Raw genomic sequence first — 19522 nt, 5'->3', positions numbered from 1 at the left:
CTCCCCCTTCATCATTTCCGTTTTTTTCCTGGCTTTTTCTTTTTACCTTGTCCTTTGGCGTCGCCTTTAGGTTTATCTCGACCATGCTTCTTCCCTTTTGCCGGATGCTTTCCTCTAGGGCCTTTACCGCCTTTATTTCCGCCTCTTGAGCGGCCTTTTGATTTTTTCTTATCGTTCTGTTTTGATTTTTCAGGTTTCTTGGACTCATCGGCAACTAATTCAAAATCGATTTTGTAATTATCTGTGTCCGATCCGATTACTTTAACCTCAACCCGTTCGCCTATACGGAATACCATGCCCGTGCGCTGACCGATCATCAGCATATCACGTTCATTAAATTCATAGTAGTCATCCGTCATATTAGAAATATGAACAAGACCTTCTACTGTATTCTCAAGCTGAACGAACATTCCAAAGTTAGTGACTGAAGTAATGACGCCTTTGAACGTTTCACCTATTTTACTTAACATATATTCTGATTTCTTCAGTTCATCAGTTTCTCGTTCGGCTGATACCGCTCGTCTTTCTGTGATCGAACTGCTTTCTGCAATATCAGGCAGTTTTGCTGCCCACAGATTTTTAGCTGTCTGCGATTTGTCTACTTCATTATAATAATGAACAAGACGGTGCAGAATCAGATCCGGGTAACGTCTAATCGGCGATGTAAAGTGAGAATAGTAATCCGCAGCCAGTCCGTAGTGTCCGATCGGTACGACATCATATTTAGCCTGCTGCATCGATCTCAACAGCAGCATGCCAATGACGCCCTCTTCAGGTTTTCCATGCACTTTATCAAGGACATCCTGAAGCAGTTTTGGCGTGATCGATTCTTTAGTTGCTTTAACATCAATCCCGAAACTTGATACGAACTCTATAAACCGCTGCATTTTCCCTTCATCTGGTCGGTCATGGATACGGTAAAGGATCGGCAACTGCTGATTAGCAAAGTGTTCTGAGACTGTTTCATTTGCAGCCAGCATAAAGGACTCAATCAATCGTTCTCCTACTCCACGATCTCTTAACAGAATATCAACAGGAATACCCTGAGGATCAACTTGGATTTTTGCTTCGCGCGTGTCAAAGTCAATGGATCCTCTTCTAACACGTTTCTTTTCAAGCGTGTTATGGAGATCTCTCATCTGCTCGAGCATACCGAGAATGTCAGAATACTCTTCTTTCAGGTCCTGATTATCTTCCATCAGGATTTCATTGACGGCTGTATACGTCATACGGTGATGATTGTTGATAATGGTTGGTGAAATAGAATAATCAACGACGTCTCCGTTTGCATCAATTTCCATCTCACATGACAGTGTCAAGCGGTCGACATGCGGGTGCAGTGAACAGATGCCATTCGACAAACGCTGCGGCAGCATCGGGATGACACGGTCTGTGAGGTACACACTAGTCCCACGTTCATTGGCTTCCAGATCCATTGCACTGTCTTCAGTGACATAATGACTGACGTCCGCGATGTGAACACCTAAATAGTAATGACCATTATCCAGTTTCTTCACCTGAATGGCATCATCTAAATCTTTAGCATCTGCTCCATCAATCGTAATAATCGGTTCATTACGCAGATCCTTACGCCCTTTTGTATCTTCTTCAGAAATCTTGTCCGGAACGGCTTCAGCTTCTTTTAACACGTCTTCCGAGAATTCAGTTGGAATATCATACTTATGAACGATGGTTAGTATTTCAATCCCAGGCTCGTCTTTATGACCGATTGTATTAGTGACGATCCCTTTAAGGTCAGTTCCTGCAGTGGTATCAGAGTATTCGGTCAATTCCACCTGTACAATACTGCCTTCTACGGGACGGATCCCTTTGGCTTCAATTTGCACAAGAACATTCGGCAGTTTCTGATTATGCGGCGTTATAAAGCCGTACAATCCCATTTCTGCAACTTCGTCATCTGAGTATGGCTGGAACTCCCCAAATACAACAGTGGTCCCACGTTCGATGATTTCAACGACTTTACCGGCAGGGCCTTTGTCCTTCGCTGGAATAGCGTCCTGTGTGACTTCTACTTTAACGATATCACCGTTTAAAGCAGAATGTGTTTCAGAAGGCGGAATGAAAATATCTGATTCATATTCTTCAAGCGTGACAAACCCGAACCCTCTGTCTGTTCCACTGAATCGTCCCTGCATTGCTGTTGACGCGTCTTTTAATTTGAATTTACCACTTTGCAGCAATACCAGCTTATCTTCGCGTTCCAGTTCAGCGATGGCCTGTACCAGTTCAGTAAAGGCTTTTGACCCTGAACGGTCAAGTCCTTCGCTTATCTCATTAACTTCCACAGCATCTTCACTGCTTTCAGTCATAAAGGCCAGGATCTGCTTTTTAAGTTCTCTTTTAGCTGACTCTGTTTCTTTTTCTAAACCCATTTAATCACTCCATTCTAAGGTAGACAGGTAAGTGAGGACGTCAATTTGTACCTCTTTACCGATCTTTCCAGTTGTTAATACATGCGGGGCGTCTTCATACCAGTGGAAGGAAACCTCTGCATTTGTTAATGCATCTCTAAAGGCAACAGCGGACTGATCATTGATCATTTCGTCCTTCCCGCCTTGAGCAATGAACACTTTTTTGCTGATTGAATCGTATTCTTTTTCCATTTCACTTACATGATTGTGTATACTGTCGAGAATCACGCGCACTTTTACTTCCGCCGTTGTTTTTAGTCCGGCGATTTCATCTCTAGCATACCCTTCGTTTTCTTTCATACTTTCATACCATACCATAAAATTATCCGGGACGTTCGTATCAAAATCAGAAATCACTGGTGAGGCAAAAATGCCGCCGCCCATCACCTCTTCATTCAATAAAAGATGCGTTGCGACGATTCCACCTAGAGATAGACCCATCACAGCGATTTCCTCATAGCCTTTTTCTTTAAGGAAGGCAAGCGCCTCTTTTCCGTCTTTTACCCAGTCTTCTATTGTGTAGTCGAACAGATCATCAGGATCCGATGTTCCGTGTCCTGAAAAGACTGGAGCATATACGGTATAGTCCGCCCGCTCAAGAGCACGTCCCAGACTTAACATATCTTTTGGATTGCTTGTAAATGCATGGAACAACAGAACTGCCCGTTTCCCACTTTCGTAAAATAATGATTTTGCTTTCATAATATCCCCCTTCGATCTCTTCTCTATTTTACCTTAATTCTTCACGTTTTTGTACCAAAACACAACGTTAGAGCCATTACCTTACTAAAAAAGCACCCCTTTTAACCTCACTCTCAAGCTATAAGCTAAAAAGTGATGTTAAACAGGAGTACTTATATAAAGGTCGAATTATTTGATTAAAAGAATCGTGTCAATAAGAAAGACAATACGAAGAATAAAATCAAACTGACTACTGTCGTTTTAATTAATACTGCTTCAAATCCTCTAGCTTTTTGTTTCCCGAATAATTGACTCGCTCCGCCCATAAAGGCATTTGATGCGCTTTGTGTTTTTGTAGGTTGCATAGCAATGACGATAATAATGAATACAGATAATATAAGCATAACCGTTAGCAAAATTTCATACATGAAAACAGACCCTCCTTCTGACAAATCTCCTACCTTCTAATATAGCATAAGTCACCTATTAATTCCAGACTAAATTGCCAGTTAATCTATTAGAAAAGAGAATTGATCCCTTTTTTAACTTTCTAAAGTAACCATATGACAAACAGCTTGACCCGTTCTTCCTTATAGCGGGAAGCTTAGTATTTCTATGGCCTTATCTGATTTCAAATAATAAACTGATTTCTTTATATACTGCTGGCTGACTGGCAGACACTTTACGAGCAGCTTCGGTCTTGTCAGGATAGTGTACAGTTGTTTTGACTCGGTAAATTCCCTTTTCAATCTCTTCTTCATCGAACGACAACCAGACTAGTTGCTCGGTCTGATCATCTGGTTCTAATTCAGTCATGGTATCAGATGGAAGATGACGATTATCTATATCCATCCAGATTCCATTGTCATATTTCTCAATCACATACTGACTGCTTATTTCGACTGGCTGACCAGAAGTGTTTTCAACAATGTAAAACACTTCATCACGTTCATCAATGGCATACCGCTCACGTTCAAAATAAAGGGTGATTTCATCATCAACCCTGATCTCGTTTTCTTCTATAAAGTCATTCAGCTGACTGCTTTCAGTCACTAATCCCGTCTGAAAACACCCAGTCAAGCATAATAGCCCAGTAAACACTAGTATTAACTTCAGCATCTCCCGACTCTCCTTTACTGGAACAGATTAATCAATTAGCCAGAAGACAGCTCCGATCGAATATGTTCCCTGCTCAACATTATCTTCGTCCTTTAAACTGTAGTCGACTCTAATTCTATATCTGCCTGATTCCAGTTCATTATTAAAGTGATCAGTGTATACTGTTTGCCTGATACGGTGGTTTCTTTCTAATGAATACGCATGTGTTCTTGTAAAAAAATCAACAGATTCTAAAGGTGTCCAGCCATCGTCAAAATAGTCTAAAGTCAGTTCGAAGTCAGTCTCCAGCAATAGGGAGGACTGATTAGTCAACTCTAAAGAAACACCATGCGCCATTTCACTGCGGCTGAAACGATCGGCTTGATTAAATGTGAATAATACTATATCCTGCAGCTCATCATCCACGACAACACTGTTGTGAGGGACTGTCTCCAAGTCTGAAGTACTGCAGCTGGTTAAAAGAAACAGGCAGCCCATAATGGTTAATAATCTGATCAACCCATTTCACTCTCCTTCTATAGATGTCTTTTTACCGTTTCAATGTCTAGTCATTCATTTAAATTCTTATGTATACCCTATAAGCTCTTCAACTCATGGAAGGCACTGCTGGAAAAATCGTACACTCTTATCCTACCAAATCTGTAAGCGTATTAATATATCTAATATGATGTTCCTGTGAACATTTGAACACAAAAAAGCGTACCGTATTACATTTAAGTAATAGGGTACGCTTCAGTTGAGAGATGAATTATTTGTTAGCTAAGTTGTAGAAAGCGTTGATTCCTTCATAAACAGCTAAGTCGCCTAATTGATCTTCGATTCTTAGTAACTGGTTGTATTTAGCAATACGGTCTGTACGGCTTAATGAACCAGTTTTGATTTGACCAGTGTTCAATGCAACAGCGATGTCTGAAATAGTAGAATCTTCAGTTTCACCAGAACGGTGAGATACAACTGCAGTGAATCCAGCTTTTTTAGCCATTTCAATAGCATTGAATGTTTCAGTCAATGTTCCGATTTGGTTAACTTTAATCAGGATAGAGTTAGAACTTTTCTCTTCAATCCCACGTTTCAGGATTTCAGTGTTTGTAACGAACAAGTCATCTCCAACTAATTGAACTTTGTCGCCTAAACGTTTAGTCAATAGGTTGAATCCGTCCCAGTCATTTTCATCCATTCCATCTTCAACAGAGATGATTGGGTATTTGTTGACTAATTCTTCGATGTAATCAACTTGTTCTGCAGACGTACGTTTCACTCCGTTTTCACCTTCGAATTTAGCATAGTTATATACGCCGTCTTCAAAGAATTCAGAAGCTGCACAGTCAAATCCTAGATAAACATCTTTACCAGGTGTCAATCCAACTTTTTTGATTGCTTCAAGAATAGTTTCAACAGCGTCTTCAGTTCCGTTAAATTTAGGTGCGAATCCACCTTCATCACCAACAGATGTTTCTAATCCGCGAGCTTTAAGAAGTGCTTTTAATGCGTGGAAGATTTCTGCTCCCCAACGCAAAGCTTCTTTAAATGATTCAGCACCAGTAGGAATAATCATGAATTCCTGGAAGGCGATAGGTGCGTCAGAGTGAGATCCACCATTAACAATGTTCATCATTGGAGTTGGCAATACTTTAGTGTTTGTTCCTCCAAGGTAACGGTAAAGTGGTAAGTCAAGGTAGTCAGCAGCAGCGCGGGCTACAGCGATTGATACGCCTAAGATTGCGTTTGCTCCCAAGTTTCCTTTGTTAGCAGTTCCGTCTAATTCGATCAACGCTTTGTCAACGCCCATCTGATCGCGAACGTCCATACCAATGATAGCGTCAGCGATTGTTTCGTTTACGTTATCAACAGCTTTAGAAACACCTTTACCAAGGTAACGGTCTTTGTCGCCATCACGTAATTCAACAGCTTCGTGTTCACCAGTAGATGCTCCAGAAGGAACCATACCGCGTCCGAATGCTCCTGATTCAGTAATAACTTCTACTTCGATTGTTGGGTTTCCTCGTGAATCCAATACTTCTCGTGCTAATACATCTGTAATAAATGGCATAAATTTTTCTCTCCTTTAGTTTACTTTTTCTAATTTTTTAGAAAAAGCTGTGTTAAATTATTTTATCTGTCTTCCAAATGGAAACAGGTTAAAATCTGTTTATTTTACAATCAAGCTTTCGCCGGTCATTTCTTCCGGCTTGTCGATTCCCAGTAGATCCAGCATCGTTGGGGCAACATCCGCCAGTTTGCCGTCGCCTCTTAATGTCACGCCTTTTTTAGTGACAATAACAGGTACAGGCACTGTCGTGTGTGCAGTATGTGGATTCCCTTCAGGCGTCAATTCAGTATCTGCATTCCCATGGTCTGCAAATATAATCGCTGTTCCACCTTTTTCATGAATCAGATCAACCAGACGACCCAGGTTGTCATCAACAGCTTCGATTGCTTCGATGGTTTTATCCAGCATACCAGAGTGTCCCACCATATCAGGGTTAGCGTAGTTCAAGATGATTGCATCGTGTTCATCATTTTTAATATCTTCGATCAATGCATCTGTTACTTCATACGCACTCATCTCCGGTTTCAAATCATATGTTTCAACTTGAGGAGAAGGAATCAGGATACGTTTTTCACCCGGAAACTCATCGTTCGTACCACCGTTCATAAAGAACGTGACGTGGGGGTATTTTTCTGTTTCAGCAATACGGAGCTGGTTTAATCCATTATCCGCAAGTACTTGTCCCAGCACATTTTTCAGAAATGCAGGTGGAAACATCACGTCAGCTGCCATATCGGCAGTATACTGAGTGAACGTGACAAACTTGATGTTTGAAGGGAAATCCCCTCTGTCAAATTCATCAAAATCAGGTTCAGTCAAGGCACGAGACAATTCCATTGCTCGGTCCGGACGGAAATTGAAGAATAAAACAGCATCGTTGTCTTGTACTGTTCCAACGGCTTTTCCATCTTTTTCAATCACGACTGGCTCAATAAACTCATCCATTTTTTCATTCGCATAACTGTCTTTCATAGCCTGAACAGGATCAGTGGCTTTAACGCCTTCTCCATGGAAGATCGCATCATACGCACGCTTCACTCGTGGCCAGCGATTATCTCTGTCCATTGCATAAAAGCGTCCTGAGATGGTGGCTATTTCTCCAACATTCAGATCAGTTACAATGTCTTGAAGTTCTTCGATAAAGCGTGCACCTGAATCAGGGGCAACGTCACGTCCATCAGTGAAGGCATGGATATAGACTTTATCGAGACCTTTGTTTTTAGCTTCTTTGATCAAGGCAGTCAAGTGACGCTGGTGACTGTGTACTCCGCCATCTGAGATCAGCCCAAACAAGTGAAGAGCTGAGTCATTTTTTTTCACATGATCGACAGCGCCATTGAAGGCTTCATTCGTTGCGAATTCACCGTCAGCAATCGCTTTGTCGATACGTGTAATACTTTGGTAAACCACTCGTCCGGCACCAATGTTTGTGTGTCCAACTTCTGAATTACCCATTTGTCCTTCAGGTAATCCAACGGCAAGGCCAGAAGCCAGCATAGTGTTGTGCGGGTAGTCGTTCCAGTAACGGTCGAAGTTCGGTTTATTGGCTTGTGCTACGGCATTACCGTATTCTTCTTCACGCCATCCAAATCCGTCTAGAATAATAATGGCAACAGGTGCTTTGCTCATTTATTCAGCACCCTCCAGTAATTGAAGGAACGATTCAGCTTCAAGACTAGCTCCACCGACTAATGCACCATCGATGTCAGGTTGTGCCATTAATTCTTTAATGTTTGCCGGTTTAACTGATCCACCATACTGCATGCGGACAGCATCAGCAACGTCTTGAGAGTATAATTTTGCAACTGTCTGACGAACAACTGAAATTGTGTCGTTAGCATCTTGAGCAGTAGCTGTTTTACCTGTTCCAATAGCCCAGATAGGCTCGTAAGCAATCACAACATCTTTAACCTGATCAGCTGTCAATCCTTCTAAAGCAGCCGTTACTTGACCGGCTACTAATTCGTTCGTTTGGCCAGCTTCTTTTTGTTCAAGCGTTTCGCCAACACAGATGATCGGAACCATTCCATGATTAATAACTGCGTGCGCTTTTTTGTTAACATCTTCGTTCGTTTCGTGGAAAATTTCACGACGCTCAGAATGACCAATGATAACGTAAGCTGTTCCAATATCTTTAAGTGCAAGAGGGCTTACTTCACCGGTGAATGCTCCTTCGTCTTCAAAGTAGCAGTTTTGTGCTGCTATTTTAAGATCTGTATCAACAGTGAGGTCGATTAAGCTTTGTAAGAATAAGCTTGGTGCCCCAATAACAGCGTCCACTTTGTCTGATGAAGGCAGTTTGCCTTTAACTCCATCGATGAATGTTGCTGCTTCTGTTGATGTTTTGTTCATTTTCCAGTTTCCTGCAATAATCGGTTTACGCATTCTCTCGTCCTTCTTTCTTTAGTCTAATTCAGGGAGTCTGTCCCTTACCTTATTGTATTGGTTACCGTCTGAGACCAGTTAGTTAATTATAACTAACCGGTCATAACGGCTGGTATTGCTTTTCTTATTTTCCAGCAATTCCAGCCTGACCTTGCACAAAAAAGATGAATTAGCCCATTGCGCAGTATGCTCATTAAGGGCATAATTCCCTATTTTTGTGAAGGTCATAACGGCTGGTATTGCTTTTCTTTATTGTCCAGTAATTTAAGTCTGGCCTTGCACAAAAAAGATGAATTAGCCGTTGTGCAGTATGCTCACTGGGCGTAATTCCCTGTTTTTGTGATGGCCATAACGACTTAATTTACTTTTCCTTTTATTTGTCTGAGATTGCTGCGATTCCTGGTAATTCTTTACCTTCAAGGTACTCAAGAGATGCTCCGCCACCTGTTGAAATGTGACTGAAATCATCTGCGAATCCTAAGTCTTGAGCAGCTGTAGCAGAGTCTCCTCCACCAATGATCGTAATAGCATCATCTAATTTGGCTAATGCTTCACAGACTTTAATTGTTCCTTGAGCGAAGTTAGACATTTCGAATACGCCCATCGGTCCGTTCCATACAACTGTTTTAGCGCCTTTTAATTCATTCTCAAATAATTCAACTGTTTTCGGTCCAATATCCAGACCCATTTTACCGTCAGGGATATTTTCTCCTACTATATCAGTTGATACATCGTTAGAAAATTCCGAAGCCACTACAGAGTCAACTGGCAATACTAATTTGTCTCCAGCTTTTTCGATCAGTTCTTTAGCTAATTCAACTTTATCTTCTTCCAGTAATGAACTTCCGATATCTTTTCCTAGTGCTTTATAGAAGGTGTAAGTCATTCCGCCACCAACAAGTACTTTGTCAGCTTTAGCAATCAGATTTTCAATTACGCCGATTTTGTCAGACACTTTTGCTCCACCGAGGATTGCAACGAATGGACGTTTAGGTTCGTCTACTGCGCCACCAATGAAGTTGATTTCTTTTTCTACAAGGAAACCGGCAGCTGATTCAACGTTTGATGCAATTCCAACGTTGGATGCATGTGCACGGTGAGCTGTACCAAACGCATCATTTACAAACACATCTCCCAGGCTTGCCCAGTATTTCCCTAAGTCAGAGTCGTTCTTGCTTTCTTTTTTACCATCTACATCTTCAAAACGCGTGTTTTCGAACATCAGTACTTCACCGTCAGCAAGTTCAGCTACTGCATTTTCAAGTTCTTCTCCACGTGTCTGCGCGACGAATTTTACTTCTTTTCCTAATAATTCACCTAAACGCTGAGCAACTGGCTCCATTGAAAGACCGGCTTTATCCTCTTCAGTCTTTACACGTCCTAAGTGAGAAAAGACAATAACTTTTCCGTTTTGCTCTAAAATGTATTCCAGTGTTGGTAGTGCCGCCTGGATACGGTTATCATTTGAGATCTTTCCGTCTTTCATCGGGACGTTAAAATCTGCACGAACTAATACTTTCTTTCCGTTTAGTTCTAAATCTTTAACTGTTTTCTTTGTCATGAATAATGTCCTACCCTTCTGTATAGAAAAATAACCCTGAGTAACGTGTTCCCTTATATCCACAAAAAAAGGGGGAAGCGCGATCCCCTCTTATTCAATTTGAACATCCCAGATTTATCTGCTTGCGCATCAACCGATTTGTTCTCTCAAATAATAGAGTATATGCTCCCCCGCTTATTTATTACTGTTTCATTGATAAAATCCGGTTCTTAAAATACTAGCTGCTGATTAAAGGCTAGCGAAGTATTCAAGAGTAGCAACCATGTTTCCAGTAAATCCGTACTCGTTATCGTACCAAGCTACAGTTTTAACTAGTTGACCATTGTCGCTGTCCATGATTTTTGTTTGAGTTGCATCAAAGATAGATCCAGCAGGCACGCCGATAACGTCAGATGATACAATCTCATCTTCAGTGTACAGGTATGCACTTGATGAAGCTTTTTCCATTGCTGCATTTACTTCTTCAACTGTTACGTCTTTGTTCAATACAGAATATAATTCAACCATTGATCCAGTAATTGTTGGAATACGAACTGCAGTTCCGTCAATTTTACCGTTAACAGCTGGGATTACTTTACCTACTGCTTTAGCAGCTCCTGTTGAAGCTGGAATTGCGTTTGCTGCTCCTGCACGGTTTTTACGTCCGCCTGGTGCATCCTGCAATACTTGAGTAGAGGTATACGCATGGATTGTGCTCATTAATGCACGGTCGATTCCGTATTCGTTGTTCAGTACGTTAACCATAGGTGCTAAACAGTTTGTAGTACATGAAGCTGCAGATACGATTTGATCACTTGATTCAAGAGTTTCATGGTTAACACCATAAACAATTGTTTTAAGATCGCCTGAAGCCGGTGCAGAAATTAATACACGTTTAGCTCCTGCATCTAAGTGAGCTTGAGACTTTTCTTTAGACACGTAGAAACCAGTACATTCCAGTACAATATCAATTCCTAGGTCTCCCCATGGTAACTGGCTTGCATCTTTTTCTGCATATGATTTGATTTCTTTTCCACCCACTACTAATGCGTCACCTTTTGCTGATACTTCGTGCGGGAAGCGACCTTGTGCTGTATCATATTTTAAAAGATAAGCTAAGTCGTTGTTATCTGTTAAATCGTTGATTGCGACTACTTCCAATTCTGTATCCATTTCTAATACACGACGTAGTGCTAAACGACCGATACGTCCAAAACCATTAATTGCAACTTTTACTGACATAATCTAATTTCCTCCTTAGGAAATAAATAAATTTTTATTTTAACGGGTTTACCCGTTTAAAATCTCATTTGCGGCTGCCTCATCCGTCACTAACCATGTGTGAGGAGGGACAGTTTTCATGTGCGCTCTGATTGCTTCGGCTTTTTCTTTCCCGCCGGCAACGGCTATCACATGAGGTATTGATGGTAATTTTGACGACTGAAGTCCAATGCGAGACAGTTTATATACAATGTCTCCGTTTGGATCTATGAATTCACCAAACGCTTCTGCAACTGCTCCTTTATCAATCAGCTGAGAGAGGGTTTCTTCATCCAGTCCTCGTCTTTGAGCCATTTCAAATGCATCACCTATACTGTAAAGCACCAGTGTTGTATTTTCAAGGATCTCGAGTGTTTCTTTGATTTCAGGTTCTTCGAGCAAAAGAGAGTAGGTCTCCATGCGCACATGTTCCGGTGCATACAAGGCTCTGCTCTTCCCACTTGTTTTTCTCGCCATGATATCGGCAATCACATTAGCCTGAATATCGACTGATTCTCCCAGGCCGCCTCGAGCAGGTACAAAAACCAATTCCCTGTGCAGGCCTATCTGCTGAGTCATCACCTCAGCTACCTCCAGCATCGTCGTTCCACCCATTACCGCGATCGTGCTGCTTCCTTCCGGCAAGAGGAAATCGATGACTTCCGTTGAGGCTCTAGCCATATCGACCAGACTCGATTTGTCTTTGTCTGAGTTTCCTATGACGATCGTACAGTGCTGAATACCAAGTGCATTGGCCAGTCGCGTTTCTTTCTCCTGCGACTTCACATGCTGTCCCATGAGTTCTTCCAATTGATAGAAGACGGTTATACCAGTAGGTGTGCACTCCATACCCTGATTAGACGTTTTGATTAGTCCCTGATTTCTCAGAACTTCGACCTCTTTACGCAGCACCCGTTCAGTAAAGCCTAAACGTTCCGCTAAAGTTCGTCTACCAATTGGCGCTGATTTTTGAATATGACTCAAAATATAGAAACGCCGTTTTAATATATGAAGCGTACCGGGTGCAACTTTTTCAATAACTGACAGCATACCAAAACGGCACCTTTCCTGATACTAAAGTCAACCTGCTCTCGACACGACAAATCCAACTAGCCTTCGTACGTTCAACAACAGTGTACCAAGAAGCGGGGCAGAATTCAACCCATAAAACTAAAATGACGGGACATTAAGCGTCCAATCAAAAGGTGTTCGGTTCTCTGTCTTCATCTCTTTTAAGTTTGGTCTCAATAATCTTTTCCAGCTCTTCTTCAGTAATATGCTCGTCGAATATATAATCTTCAATGAACACAGTAGGTACAAATTTAACGTTTGCGGTTTCTGCTTCAGTTAAGATTGCTTCTGAAAAAGCCTGATTATCCTGCTTATCGGCATTTCTTTGAGTCTGCGCGTACTCTGCCACCTGCTCATCTGATAGATTTCCCCAATCATCCAGGTGCTCAACGTAATAATCGATGTCTTTTCTGACGCTGTCCAGATCGTTATAATCCAAATGCGCGTGCAGTACATTTCCTTTTCTCAAGCTGGGCTTTTCTTTATCGAACAGTTTGACGATCCGCTCAACTTTATGATCTTTCACGTACTTATCTAAAACCGGCGATCCTTTTTCCCACCACTCTTTACAGTAAGGGCATTTCAGGTTAATAAATTCGATCACTTTGATAGGCGCATCTTTGTCGCCAAAGTGAAATCCGCCTTCAGTTGAAATAGCGTCAGCATTGATATTTCTTGTATCCATCGACACACTCCTTTCAGATTTTTTCTACTCTATTCAGTATACTCCTGCTAAAATACGTTGGCTAGTCATAAGCATTATACTGGAGGGTCGAAGTGTAAGGCAGGTATCAAAAAAAGACACCTGAACGAAAATGTTCGCTTAGGTGTCTTTGATCACATTATTTATTTAAATCTGCTGCACTATCCATTATTTCGTCTACCAGTCCATATTCTTTGGCTTCATCTGCCATCATGAAGAAATCACGATCCGTATCTCTTTCAATAACTTCAATACTCTGTCCAGTACGCTCTACTAAAATTTTGTTTAAGCGGTCACGGGTTTTAAGAATGTGTCTTGCGGCGATTTCAATTTCAGTTGCTTGTCCTTGAGCGCCACCCAGTGGTTGATGAATCATGATCTCAGCATTTGGTAAAGCAAATCGTTTGCCTTTTTTACCTGCAGCAAGCAGGAAGCTTCCCATTGAAGCTGCAATACCGATAGCGATTGTCTGAACATCGGCTTTGATAAAGTTCATTGTATCAAAGATTGCCAGACCAGCTGTTACACTCCCACCTGGAGAGTTGATGTATAGATAGATATCCTTTTCAGGATCCTGTGCATCCAAGAATAGCAATTGAGCGATAACTGAGTTAGCAACCTGATCGTCGATCCCTCCACCCAGCATAATAATACGGTCTTTTAACAGACGTGAGTATATATCATAAGCGCGTTCACCACGTGGTGACTGTTCTATTACTGTTGGTACTAAATTCATGTCGTTTCCTCCTAATAGTCAATTCCTAATAAGTGTAGCATACTTAAAACCTTAAATGAATCTAAAAAGATTATACAACAAAGGTCAAAGAAGGTCAAACAAATATATTCTTAACTTCAGTCTCCTTCTGTAATCTTCTTACTTTTCTCGAATGCAGCAATAGCAAGCTCTCTACTTTTTTTGTGAGAGACGATTGGAGCAGGATAATCCTGTCCTATAATGACGCCATGTGCATCCTGCTCTTCCACAGTGAGTTTTGATGGATCGTGAATTTTTTTACCGTGTAGCTGTTTCAGTTCCGGGACAAATTTTCTAATAAACTCTCCTGACTTGTCGAACTTTTCTGACTGCGTCGTCGGGTTGAAGATTCTGAAGTAAGGCACGCCATCTGTTCCGGTAGACGCTGCCCACTGCCATCCCCCGATATTGCTGGCCGGATCATAGTCAATCAGTTTTTCCTGAAAATACCTCTCTCCCCATCTCCAGTCGATCAGCAAATCTTTAGTCAGGAAGGAAGCTGTGATCATTCGAAGGCGGTTATGCATCCAGCCTGTTTCATTCAGCTGACGCATCGCTGCATCTACGATTGGATAACCCGTCAGTCCTTTTGTCCATTTATCAAAATTCTCTTCATTATTATCCCATTCGATTTGTCTGAATGCTTCTTTAATCGACTGGTCCTTTTGTTCAGGATGTGTGGCATAGATCATATTGTAAAAATCTCTCCAGGCCAATTCCTGAATAAACGTGTCTCTTCCTATAGACGGTTCAGCACTCTTTACTTTATTATAAACTGTTCGGACAGACACTTCTCCCAATCTCAGGTGCTTTGACAAGTGACTGGTCGCATCTTTCATTGGGTAGTCTCTCGCCTCTTTATACTCATTTAAGAAGGACTCCACAAAATGGTCTAGGCGTGCGGTCGCTGCCTTTGTCCCCAATTCCAGTTCATGAAGGGGCAGTTGGTTAGTCAAAAAGGACTCAAACTGCTTCGCATCTTCCTTGAATAGTAGGTCATTTCTGATTTTAGCCGCATTAAAATTAACCTCAATCACATTGGGCTTCTGCAGTTCTTTCCATTTATTAAAATAAGGTGTAAAGACTTTATAATAACTTCCTGTATTTGTTTTGATTTCATGTGCCGGGTGAATATGATGATCATAGTAAGCATGTGTTTTTACCCCAAGCTCCTTAAAAACCAGTCCGGCGACTTTGTCTCTTTGTAACCCGTACCCTTTTTCATCTCGATTCACATACACATCTGTCCAGTCCTCAACTCGCTCTTTTAACCGCTTGAAACACTCTTCCAAATCTCCATACAGTATCTGCAAGACTCCACCACTATTCTCGATCTCCTTACGGAAAGTATCCACGCTTTTGAAAAAAGCTGCCTGATTACTGGAGTCTTCTCCTAAAAACTGATCCGGATTAACATGAAACAGCAAAAGTAGTTCTTCAGACTCATCTATTGCCTGTTTCAATGCTGCATTGTCTTCTAATCTCAAGTCTCTTCTAAACCACATGACTGATACCACGTAACCGCTCCTTTTATCTACTCAATATGTGATGTTATTTTAACATAACTCTAGACGTTATTTGGTCTCTAAGTAATTAAAGAGGATGATTCCTATAGAATCATCCTCTACCATGGATCGAAACCAGACTCAGTTCATCAAGAAGAGATCCCAACAGGGGATATAAATGATTTAAAATACAACCAATAGTATTCCAAGCAGAATCATTGCAACACCTGCGCATCTTATAATCACTGGAGCGGCTTTATCCATTTTCCCGAACTTACCTTTTCTGATATTTTCCCACAAATGCTTTGCTCCTAAAACGTCTGTCAGACCAACAATAACCAGCATGACCCCAATTTCGACTCCTTCGAATCCTTGAATCTGCTGCAACTAGACGTTAAGCTGGAAGCCTCCCAGTACATAGTTATTGATAAGAATTAATAGAGAGAAATAGAAAAGATGAAAGACAATTAAATTAAGTAATCGACTCCTTGGCCAGCCTGTTAACGCTTCGGGAGGATTAGCATCCATCCCTTTTCTACTTCCTTTAATGTAAACCCATGACATAACCATTAACCCTAAACAAAATAAGAGAAAACCCAAAAACTTAATGAATTCCCAAATAAAAAACACTGTTAACGCCATCCTTTAAGTCACTAATTTCTTATAGTATACCAAAAGAGAAATAGGTGTTTCGATTGACCTCTTGAAAGTTATTTTGTAGCTTTTATAATAAAGAGAGATTTTATAGATTTTTTCATTATCTCTTCATCAACAAGAATGCTGGACGTTTCACTTATTGAGAAACCTATATCCGTCAATAGGTCGATCAGTTCATTTTTATCAATAGTGTTGTGGTGTCTATGCTTCAATTCAGCTTTATCAGACTCTTCTTTATTAATGTCAATGATTATAAGCTCCCCTCCTGCGTTCAGAAGATCAAACAGTTTTGTCACTACTTTTTGGCGGTCACTTATATGATGCAGGACGAGAGACATAAAGATGACATCTGCGTGAGAAGACAACTGATTATCTAACTCGAGGTCAACACAATGTGTTGTCGCATTTGTCAGACGTCTGTCTTTTATTTTGCTCTCTACTTGTGCAATCATCTTATGTGAAGCATCAATGAAGTGAATTGAGCGAAAAGAGTCTATTAATTCTAATCCTACCAGTCCTGTTCCGCACCCAAAGTCCATTGCCGTTTGCTTCTCTGTTTCTCCCAATACTTTACGGATAGCAGTGGATGCCACTTTACTTAAATAGCGCGTCTCTGCTGAATCATAGTTTTCTGCTAAGTGATCAAATAATTGTTCGTTTTTCACTATTCTCTCTCCTATTCTAATTCCTTACTTATTAAAATTTCTGTCTGCATATTCAGCTACCAGTCCTGCACCAGCTAAATGCCCTTGACTGGCAGATACAATGAGTTGAGATGGCCCTGTTATTTCTCCGATGGCGTATACCCCTGATACATTGGTTCTACCCATCATATCAGCCTCTACAAACCCTCCTTTGTTCAATTTAAGACCAAGTTGTCTGACAAAAGGGGTCTCATCTTTCAAATGAGTCGTACAAAACCCTCCATCCACTGCAATCTCATAATCTCCTTCAAACCGGACAGATTTTATCATGCCATCCTTACCTGTTAGATCCATTATTATGCTTTCGACTAGCTGGACGTTGTTACGCCCTAGTAGTTCTTTTTCCTCTTCGTTCAATACTGCTCTTCCATTTGTAGCAACAATTAGATTATCTGACCAGTTTCTAACCAGCTTAATAAGGTGAAGTGCTTTTTCATTATTTACAATCAGGATCAACCGTTTATCTTTTAATTCCCATCCATCGCAAAAAGGACATGAGAATATACTTCTTCCATAATACTGGTCTATTTTATTGACTTCAGGTAACGTATCCTTAAGTCCAGTAGCTAAAATAACAGTCCTGCTAATAAATTCTGATCCAGACTCAGTTGTTAAACTGAACGAATCGTTCCTATTCTTTTCAATTAAGATAACCCGTTCGTTTACTAGTGAGATGGTCGGATACTCCATCAAGTCCTCTCTTCCTCTTTTTCTAAATAAGTCTGGCGAAACCCCATCCCGGGTCAGAAAGCCATGTGACTCTTGTGTAACCGCATTTCTAGGCTTCTCTTCATCAATCATTACAACGGTTTGTCTTCCTCTTCCGGCAGCCAAAGCCGCACTCATTCCTGCTGGTCCTCCGCCAATTACTACTACATCAATCATCTTGTTTCCTCCTTAAACTCTATTAAAGACCTTTAATATCTATAATTGTATTAAAAAACAAGCATGTTTAGACTTGTCTTTCTCTGGCTTGTTTTACAATATCGGCGATCGTTTTACTGTGCAGATCCTCTTTCATATGATCTTCTACTTCTTTCATTGCCCGTTCGATCAGGCACTCGTTATTCCCGGCTGTTTCATGCTTCATAGTGCATTTAAGCATTGACTCATATCCTTCAATTGCATATATTACGTCCAGAAACGAACAGTCTTCTGGTGAACGAATCAGTCGATAGCCTCCTTTTACTCCGGGGGTGGACTCTATTAAGCTTCCCTTAACAAGTTTAGTCAATATTTTCGAGAGGTAAGTCGCTGATAAATTTTGACGATCAGCTAAATCCTCTACTTTGATGGCTTCCTCTGAAGTATGCATGGCAAGGTGAACCAGTGAGTGCAGTGCATAGTTGGTTGCTTTAGAAAACTTCATTTTTTCTCCTTTCAATTAAAGACTCATTTTATCTACAATTAAACAATACACCTGAATAGACTCAGAATCAACCTTTAATTAATATAGCTAAACGCTATCCACCTCATCAACGGCACTTATTTATAAAGTAGCCGCTAAAGCGCTATAATTAAAATATGGTCCTCTTTTTAAAAGTATCTGCACAATACTGGACACTATCTAATGCCTTTCTTTGCAGTAGGCCCAAAAGTATGTTAATGTGTTAAGTCTGTGAAACAAATAGAAAATAGGTTGATGCTGACTTTTCTGTCAGATATCAACAAATACTTATTCGGAGGAAATTGTAATCAAAGAATCGTACAAACTACTTACTCTTGTACCTTTGACATTAGTCATAGGGGCATGTGGAAATCAAGAAGGAACTAACCAGGAAGAAGTAAATCTTGGCGAACAATTAGACTATACTATTACAGGGATGGAACCTGGATCAGGTATCGCGGAAAATTCACGTCAGGCGCTGGAAGCTTATGACAATTTAGAAGGCTGGGAAATACACGAAAGTTCCACCGCTGGCATGCTGGCTTCATTGGATCAGGCAATCATGCGTGACGAACCCATTGTTATAACAGGCTGGACCCCTCATTTTGTATTCGAAACGTATGATCTGAAATTCCTTGAAGACCCACAAAACATTTTTGGGGATGCGGAAGACATTCATACAATGGCTCGTCTTGGACTAAAAGAGGATATGCCCGAAGCATACGCTATATTGGAAAACTTCAACTGGACTGTAGAAGATATGCAGGCTGTTATGGTCGATGCTTTGCAGGTCGACTTTGAACAGGCTTCTGAAAACTGGATCGCTGATAACCGCAGTAAGGTGGATAGCTGGATTGAAGGTGTTGACGATGTAGAAGGCGAATCATTTGAGCTGGTTTCCTCTCCTTGGGATACCGAGCATGCGTCAAGTCATGTTATTTCTATGGTTCTGGAAGAAAAAGGATATGATGTCTCGATCACAAATGTTGACCCCGCTATCTTGTTCCAGGCTTTAGCAAATGGCGAAACAGATGCGACGGTCGCTGTCTGGCTGCCAACGACACAAGGCTTTTTCGTGGATGAATACGAAGGAGAACTCGATGATTTAGGTGTCAACCTCTCCGGTACTCAAGTTGGATATGTTGTTCCTGAATACGTAGATATCGACTCGATCGAAGACTTACCTGCTTTTGATCAAGAATAACTAAAACAAAAATAGACAGAAAACATAAAATGGGACCCTACACTTAAGTAGGATCCCTTTTTTTTGCTGG

At 41.0% G+C, this 19522-nt stretch carries 19 protein-coding genes; 1 reads left to right on the top strand and 18 read right to left on the bottom strand.

Annotation, left to right across the window (positions count from 1 at the left end; all coding sequences use genetic code 11):
* Positions 1–11: 11 nt before the first annotated feature.
* From rnr to CLV38_RS06580, 18 genes are all read right to left on the bottom strand, one after another.
* A complete protein-coding gene (gene rnr / locus CLV38_RS06670; RefSeq protein WP_106193129.1) occupies positions 12–2393 on the bottom strand; it encodes a ribonuclease R in 2382 nt (793 codons plus the stop codon).
* Positions 2394–3134, bottom strand: a complete 741-nt coding sequence (locus CLV38_RS06665; protein ID WP_106193127.1) for an alpha/beta hydrolase — start codon at positions 3132–3134, stop codon at positions 2394–2396.
* A gap of 176 nt (positions 3135–3310) precedes the next feature.
* Entirely contained in the window at positions 3311–3541 is a 231-nt protein-coding gene (gene secG / locus CLV38_RS06660; protein WP_106193124.1) for a preprotein translocase subunit SecG, read from the bottom strand.
* 193 nt (positions 3542–3734) lie between these two features.
* Positions 3735–4232, bottom strand: a complete 498-nt coding sequence (locus tag CLV38_RS06655) for an immunoglobulin-like domain-containing protein (protein ID WP_106193122.1) — start codon at positions 4230–4232, stop codon at positions 3735–3737.
* 27 nt (positions 4233–4259) lie between these two features.
* Entirely contained in the window at positions 4260–4730 is a 471-nt protein-coding gene (locus CLV38_RS06650; protein WP_106193120.1) for an immunoglobulin-like domain-containing protein, read from the bottom strand.
* Between the two features lie 250 nt (positions 4731–4980).
* Complete coding sequence (gene eno / locus CLV38_RS06645) at positions 4981–6282, bottom strand: phosphopyruvate hydratase (RefSeq protein WP_106193117.1); 1302 nt, start codon at positions 6280–6282, stop codon at positions 4981–4983.
* A 99-nt stretch (positions 6283–6381) separates the two neighbouring features.
* Entirely contained in the window at positions 6382–7911 is a 1530-nt protein-coding gene (gpmI, locus tag CLV38_RS06640; RefSeq protein WP_106193115.1) for a 2,3-bisphosphoglycerate-independent phosphoglycerate mutase, read from the bottom strand.
* Positions 7912–8667, bottom strand: coding sequence for a triose-phosphate isomerase (gene tpiA, locus CLV38_RS06635; RefSeq protein ID WP_106193113.1), 756 nt, complete (start codon positions 8665–8667; stop codon positions 7912–7914). It lies immediately after the preceding gene.
* Between the two features lie 373 nt (positions 8668–9040).
* On the bottom strand, positions 9041–10228 hold the full coding sequence (locus tag CLV38_RS06630) for a phosphoglycerate kinase (protein WP_106193111.1): 1188 nt from the start codon (positions 10226–10228) through the stop codon (positions 9041–9043).
* Between the two features lie 228 nt (positions 10229–10456).
* Positions 10457–11449, bottom strand: a complete 993-nt coding sequence (gene gap / locus CLV38_RS06625; RefSeq protein WP_106193108.1) for a type I glyceraldehyde-3-phosphate dehydrogenase — start codon at positions 11447–11449, stop codon at positions 10457–10459.
* 48 nt (positions 11450–11497) lie between these two features.
* Entirely contained in the window at positions 11498–12517 is a 1020-nt protein-coding gene (locus CLV38_RS06620; RefSeq protein WP_106193106.1) for a sugar-binding transcriptional regulator, read from the bottom strand.
* A gap of 148 nt (positions 12518–12665) precedes the next feature.
* Positions 12666–13223 (bottom strand): thioredoxin domain-containing protein, encoded by a 558-nt coding sequence (locus CLV38_RS06615; protein WP_106193104.1) that lies wholly within the window; start codon positions 13221–13223, stop codon positions 12666–12668.
* A gap of 157 nt (positions 13224–13380) precedes the next feature.
* On the bottom strand, positions 13381–13977 hold the full coding sequence (gene clpP, locus CLV38_RS06610; protein ID WP_106193101.1) for an ATP-dependent Clp endopeptidase proteolytic subunit ClpP: 597 nt from the start codon (positions 13975–13977) through the stop codon (positions 13381–13383).
* A gap of 116 nt (positions 13978–14093) precedes the next feature.
* Positions 14094–15512, bottom strand: coding sequence for a cryptochrome/photolyase family protein (locus tag CLV38_RS06605; protein WP_106193099.1), 1419 nt, complete (start codon positions 15510–15512; stop codon positions 14094–14096).
* A 171-nt stretch (positions 15513–15683) separates the two neighbouring features.
* Positions 15684–15887, bottom strand: a complete 204-nt coding sequence (locus CLV38_RS06600) for a hypothetical protein (protein ID WP_106193097.1) — start codon at positions 15885–15887, stop codon at positions 15684–15686.
* A 323-nt stretch (positions 15888–16210) separates the two neighbouring features.
* Positions 16211–16822 (bottom strand): class I SAM-dependent DNA methyltransferase, encoded by a 612-nt coding sequence (locus CLV38_RS06590; protein WP_170068837.1) that lies wholly within the window; start codon positions 16820–16822, stop codon positions 16211–16213.
* 24 nt (positions 16823–16846) lie between these two features.
* A complete protein-coding gene (locus CLV38_RS06585) occupies positions 16847–17746 on the bottom strand; it encodes an NAD(P)/FAD-dependent oxidoreductase (protein WP_106193089.1) in 900 nt (299 codons plus the stop codon).
* 67 nt (positions 17747–17813) lie between these two features.
* On the bottom strand, positions 17814–18230 hold the full coding sequence (locus CLV38_RS06580; RefSeq protein WP_106193086.1) for an RrF2 family transcriptional regulator: 417 nt from the start codon (positions 18228–18230) through the stop codon (positions 17814–17816).
* A 361-nt stretch (positions 18231–18591) separates the two neighbouring features.
* Between CLV38_RS06580 and CLV38_RS06575 the strand changes: the two genes are divergently transcribed.
* Complete coding sequence (locus CLV38_RS06575) at positions 18592–19452, top strand: glycine betaine ABC transporter substrate-binding protein (RefSeq protein WP_245920557.1); 861 nt, start codon at positions 18592–18594, stop codon at positions 19450–19452.
* Positions 19453–19522: the final 70 nt, after the last annotated feature.

The organism is Alkalibacterium olivapovliticus, from assembly GCF_003003275.1.
GTDB lineage: Bacteria > Bacillota > Bacilli > Lactobacillales > Carnobacteriaceae_A > Alkalibacterium > Alkalibacterium olivapovliticum.
Note: the sequence above shows the minus strand (reverse complement) of the source record. Positions and strands in the feature narration are given on the sequence as shown.

What these genes read in the sequence shown, in the direction of transcription:
- gpmI (WP_106193115.1), bottom strand. Translation starts at nt 7,911, where the DNA reads ATGAGCAAAGCACCTGTTGCCATTATTATTCTAGACGGATTTGGATGG.
- rnr (WP_106193129.1), bottom strand. Translation starts at nt 2,393, where the DNA reads ATGGGTTTAGAAAAAGAAACAGAGTCAGCTAAAAGAGAACTTAAAAAG.
- tpiA (WP_106193113.1), bottom strand. Translation starts at nt 8,667, where the DNA reads ATGCGTAAACCGATTATTGCAGGAAACTGGAAAATGAACAAAACATCA.
- secG (WP_106193124.1), bottom strand. Translation starts at nt 3,541, where the DNA reads ATGTATGAAATTTTGCTAACGGTTATGCTTATATTATCTGTATTCATT.
- CLV38_RS06665 (WP_106193127.1), bottom strand. Translation starts at nt 3,134, where the DNA reads ATGAAAGCAAAATCATTATTTTACGAAAGTGGGAAACGGGCAGTTCTG.
- gap (WP_106193108.1), bottom strand. Translation starts at nt 11,449, where the DNA reads ATGTCAGTAAAAGTTGCAATTAATGGTTTTGGACGTATCGGTCGTTTA.
- CLV38_RS06585 (WP_106193089.1), bottom strand. Translation starts at nt 17,746, where the DNA reads ATGATTGATGTAGTAGTAATTGGCGGAGGACCAGCAGGAATGAGTGCG.
- CLV38_RS06620 (WP_106193106.1), bottom strand. Translation starts at nt 12,517, where the DNA reads ATGCTGTCAGTTATTGAAAAAGTTGCACCCGGTACGCTTCATATATTA.
- CLV38_RS06580 (WP_106193086.1), bottom strand. Translation starts at nt 18,230, where the DNA reads ATGAAGTTTTCTAAAGCAACCAACTATGCACTGCACTCACTGGTTCAC.
- eno (WP_106193117.1), bottom strand. Translation starts at nt 6,282, where the DNA reads ATGCCATTTATTACAGATGTATTAGCACGAGAAGTATTGGATTCACGA.
- CLV38_RS06630 (WP_106193111.1), bottom strand. Translation starts at nt 10,228, where the DNA reads ATGACAAAGAAAACAGTTAAAGATTTAGAACTAAACGGAAAGAAAGTA.
- clpP (WP_106193101.1), bottom strand. Translation starts at nt 13,977, where the DNA reads ATGAATTTAGTACCAACAGTAATAGAACAGTCACCACGTGGTGAACGC.
- CLV38_RS06655 (WP_106193122.1), bottom strand. Translation starts at nt 4,232, where the DNA reads ATGCTGAAGTTAATACTAGTGTTTACTGGGCTATTATGCTTGACTGGG.
- CLV38_RS06615 (WP_106193104.1), bottom strand. Translation starts at nt 13,223, where the DNA reads ATGGATACAAGAAATATCAATGCTGACGCTATTTCAACTGAAGGCGGA.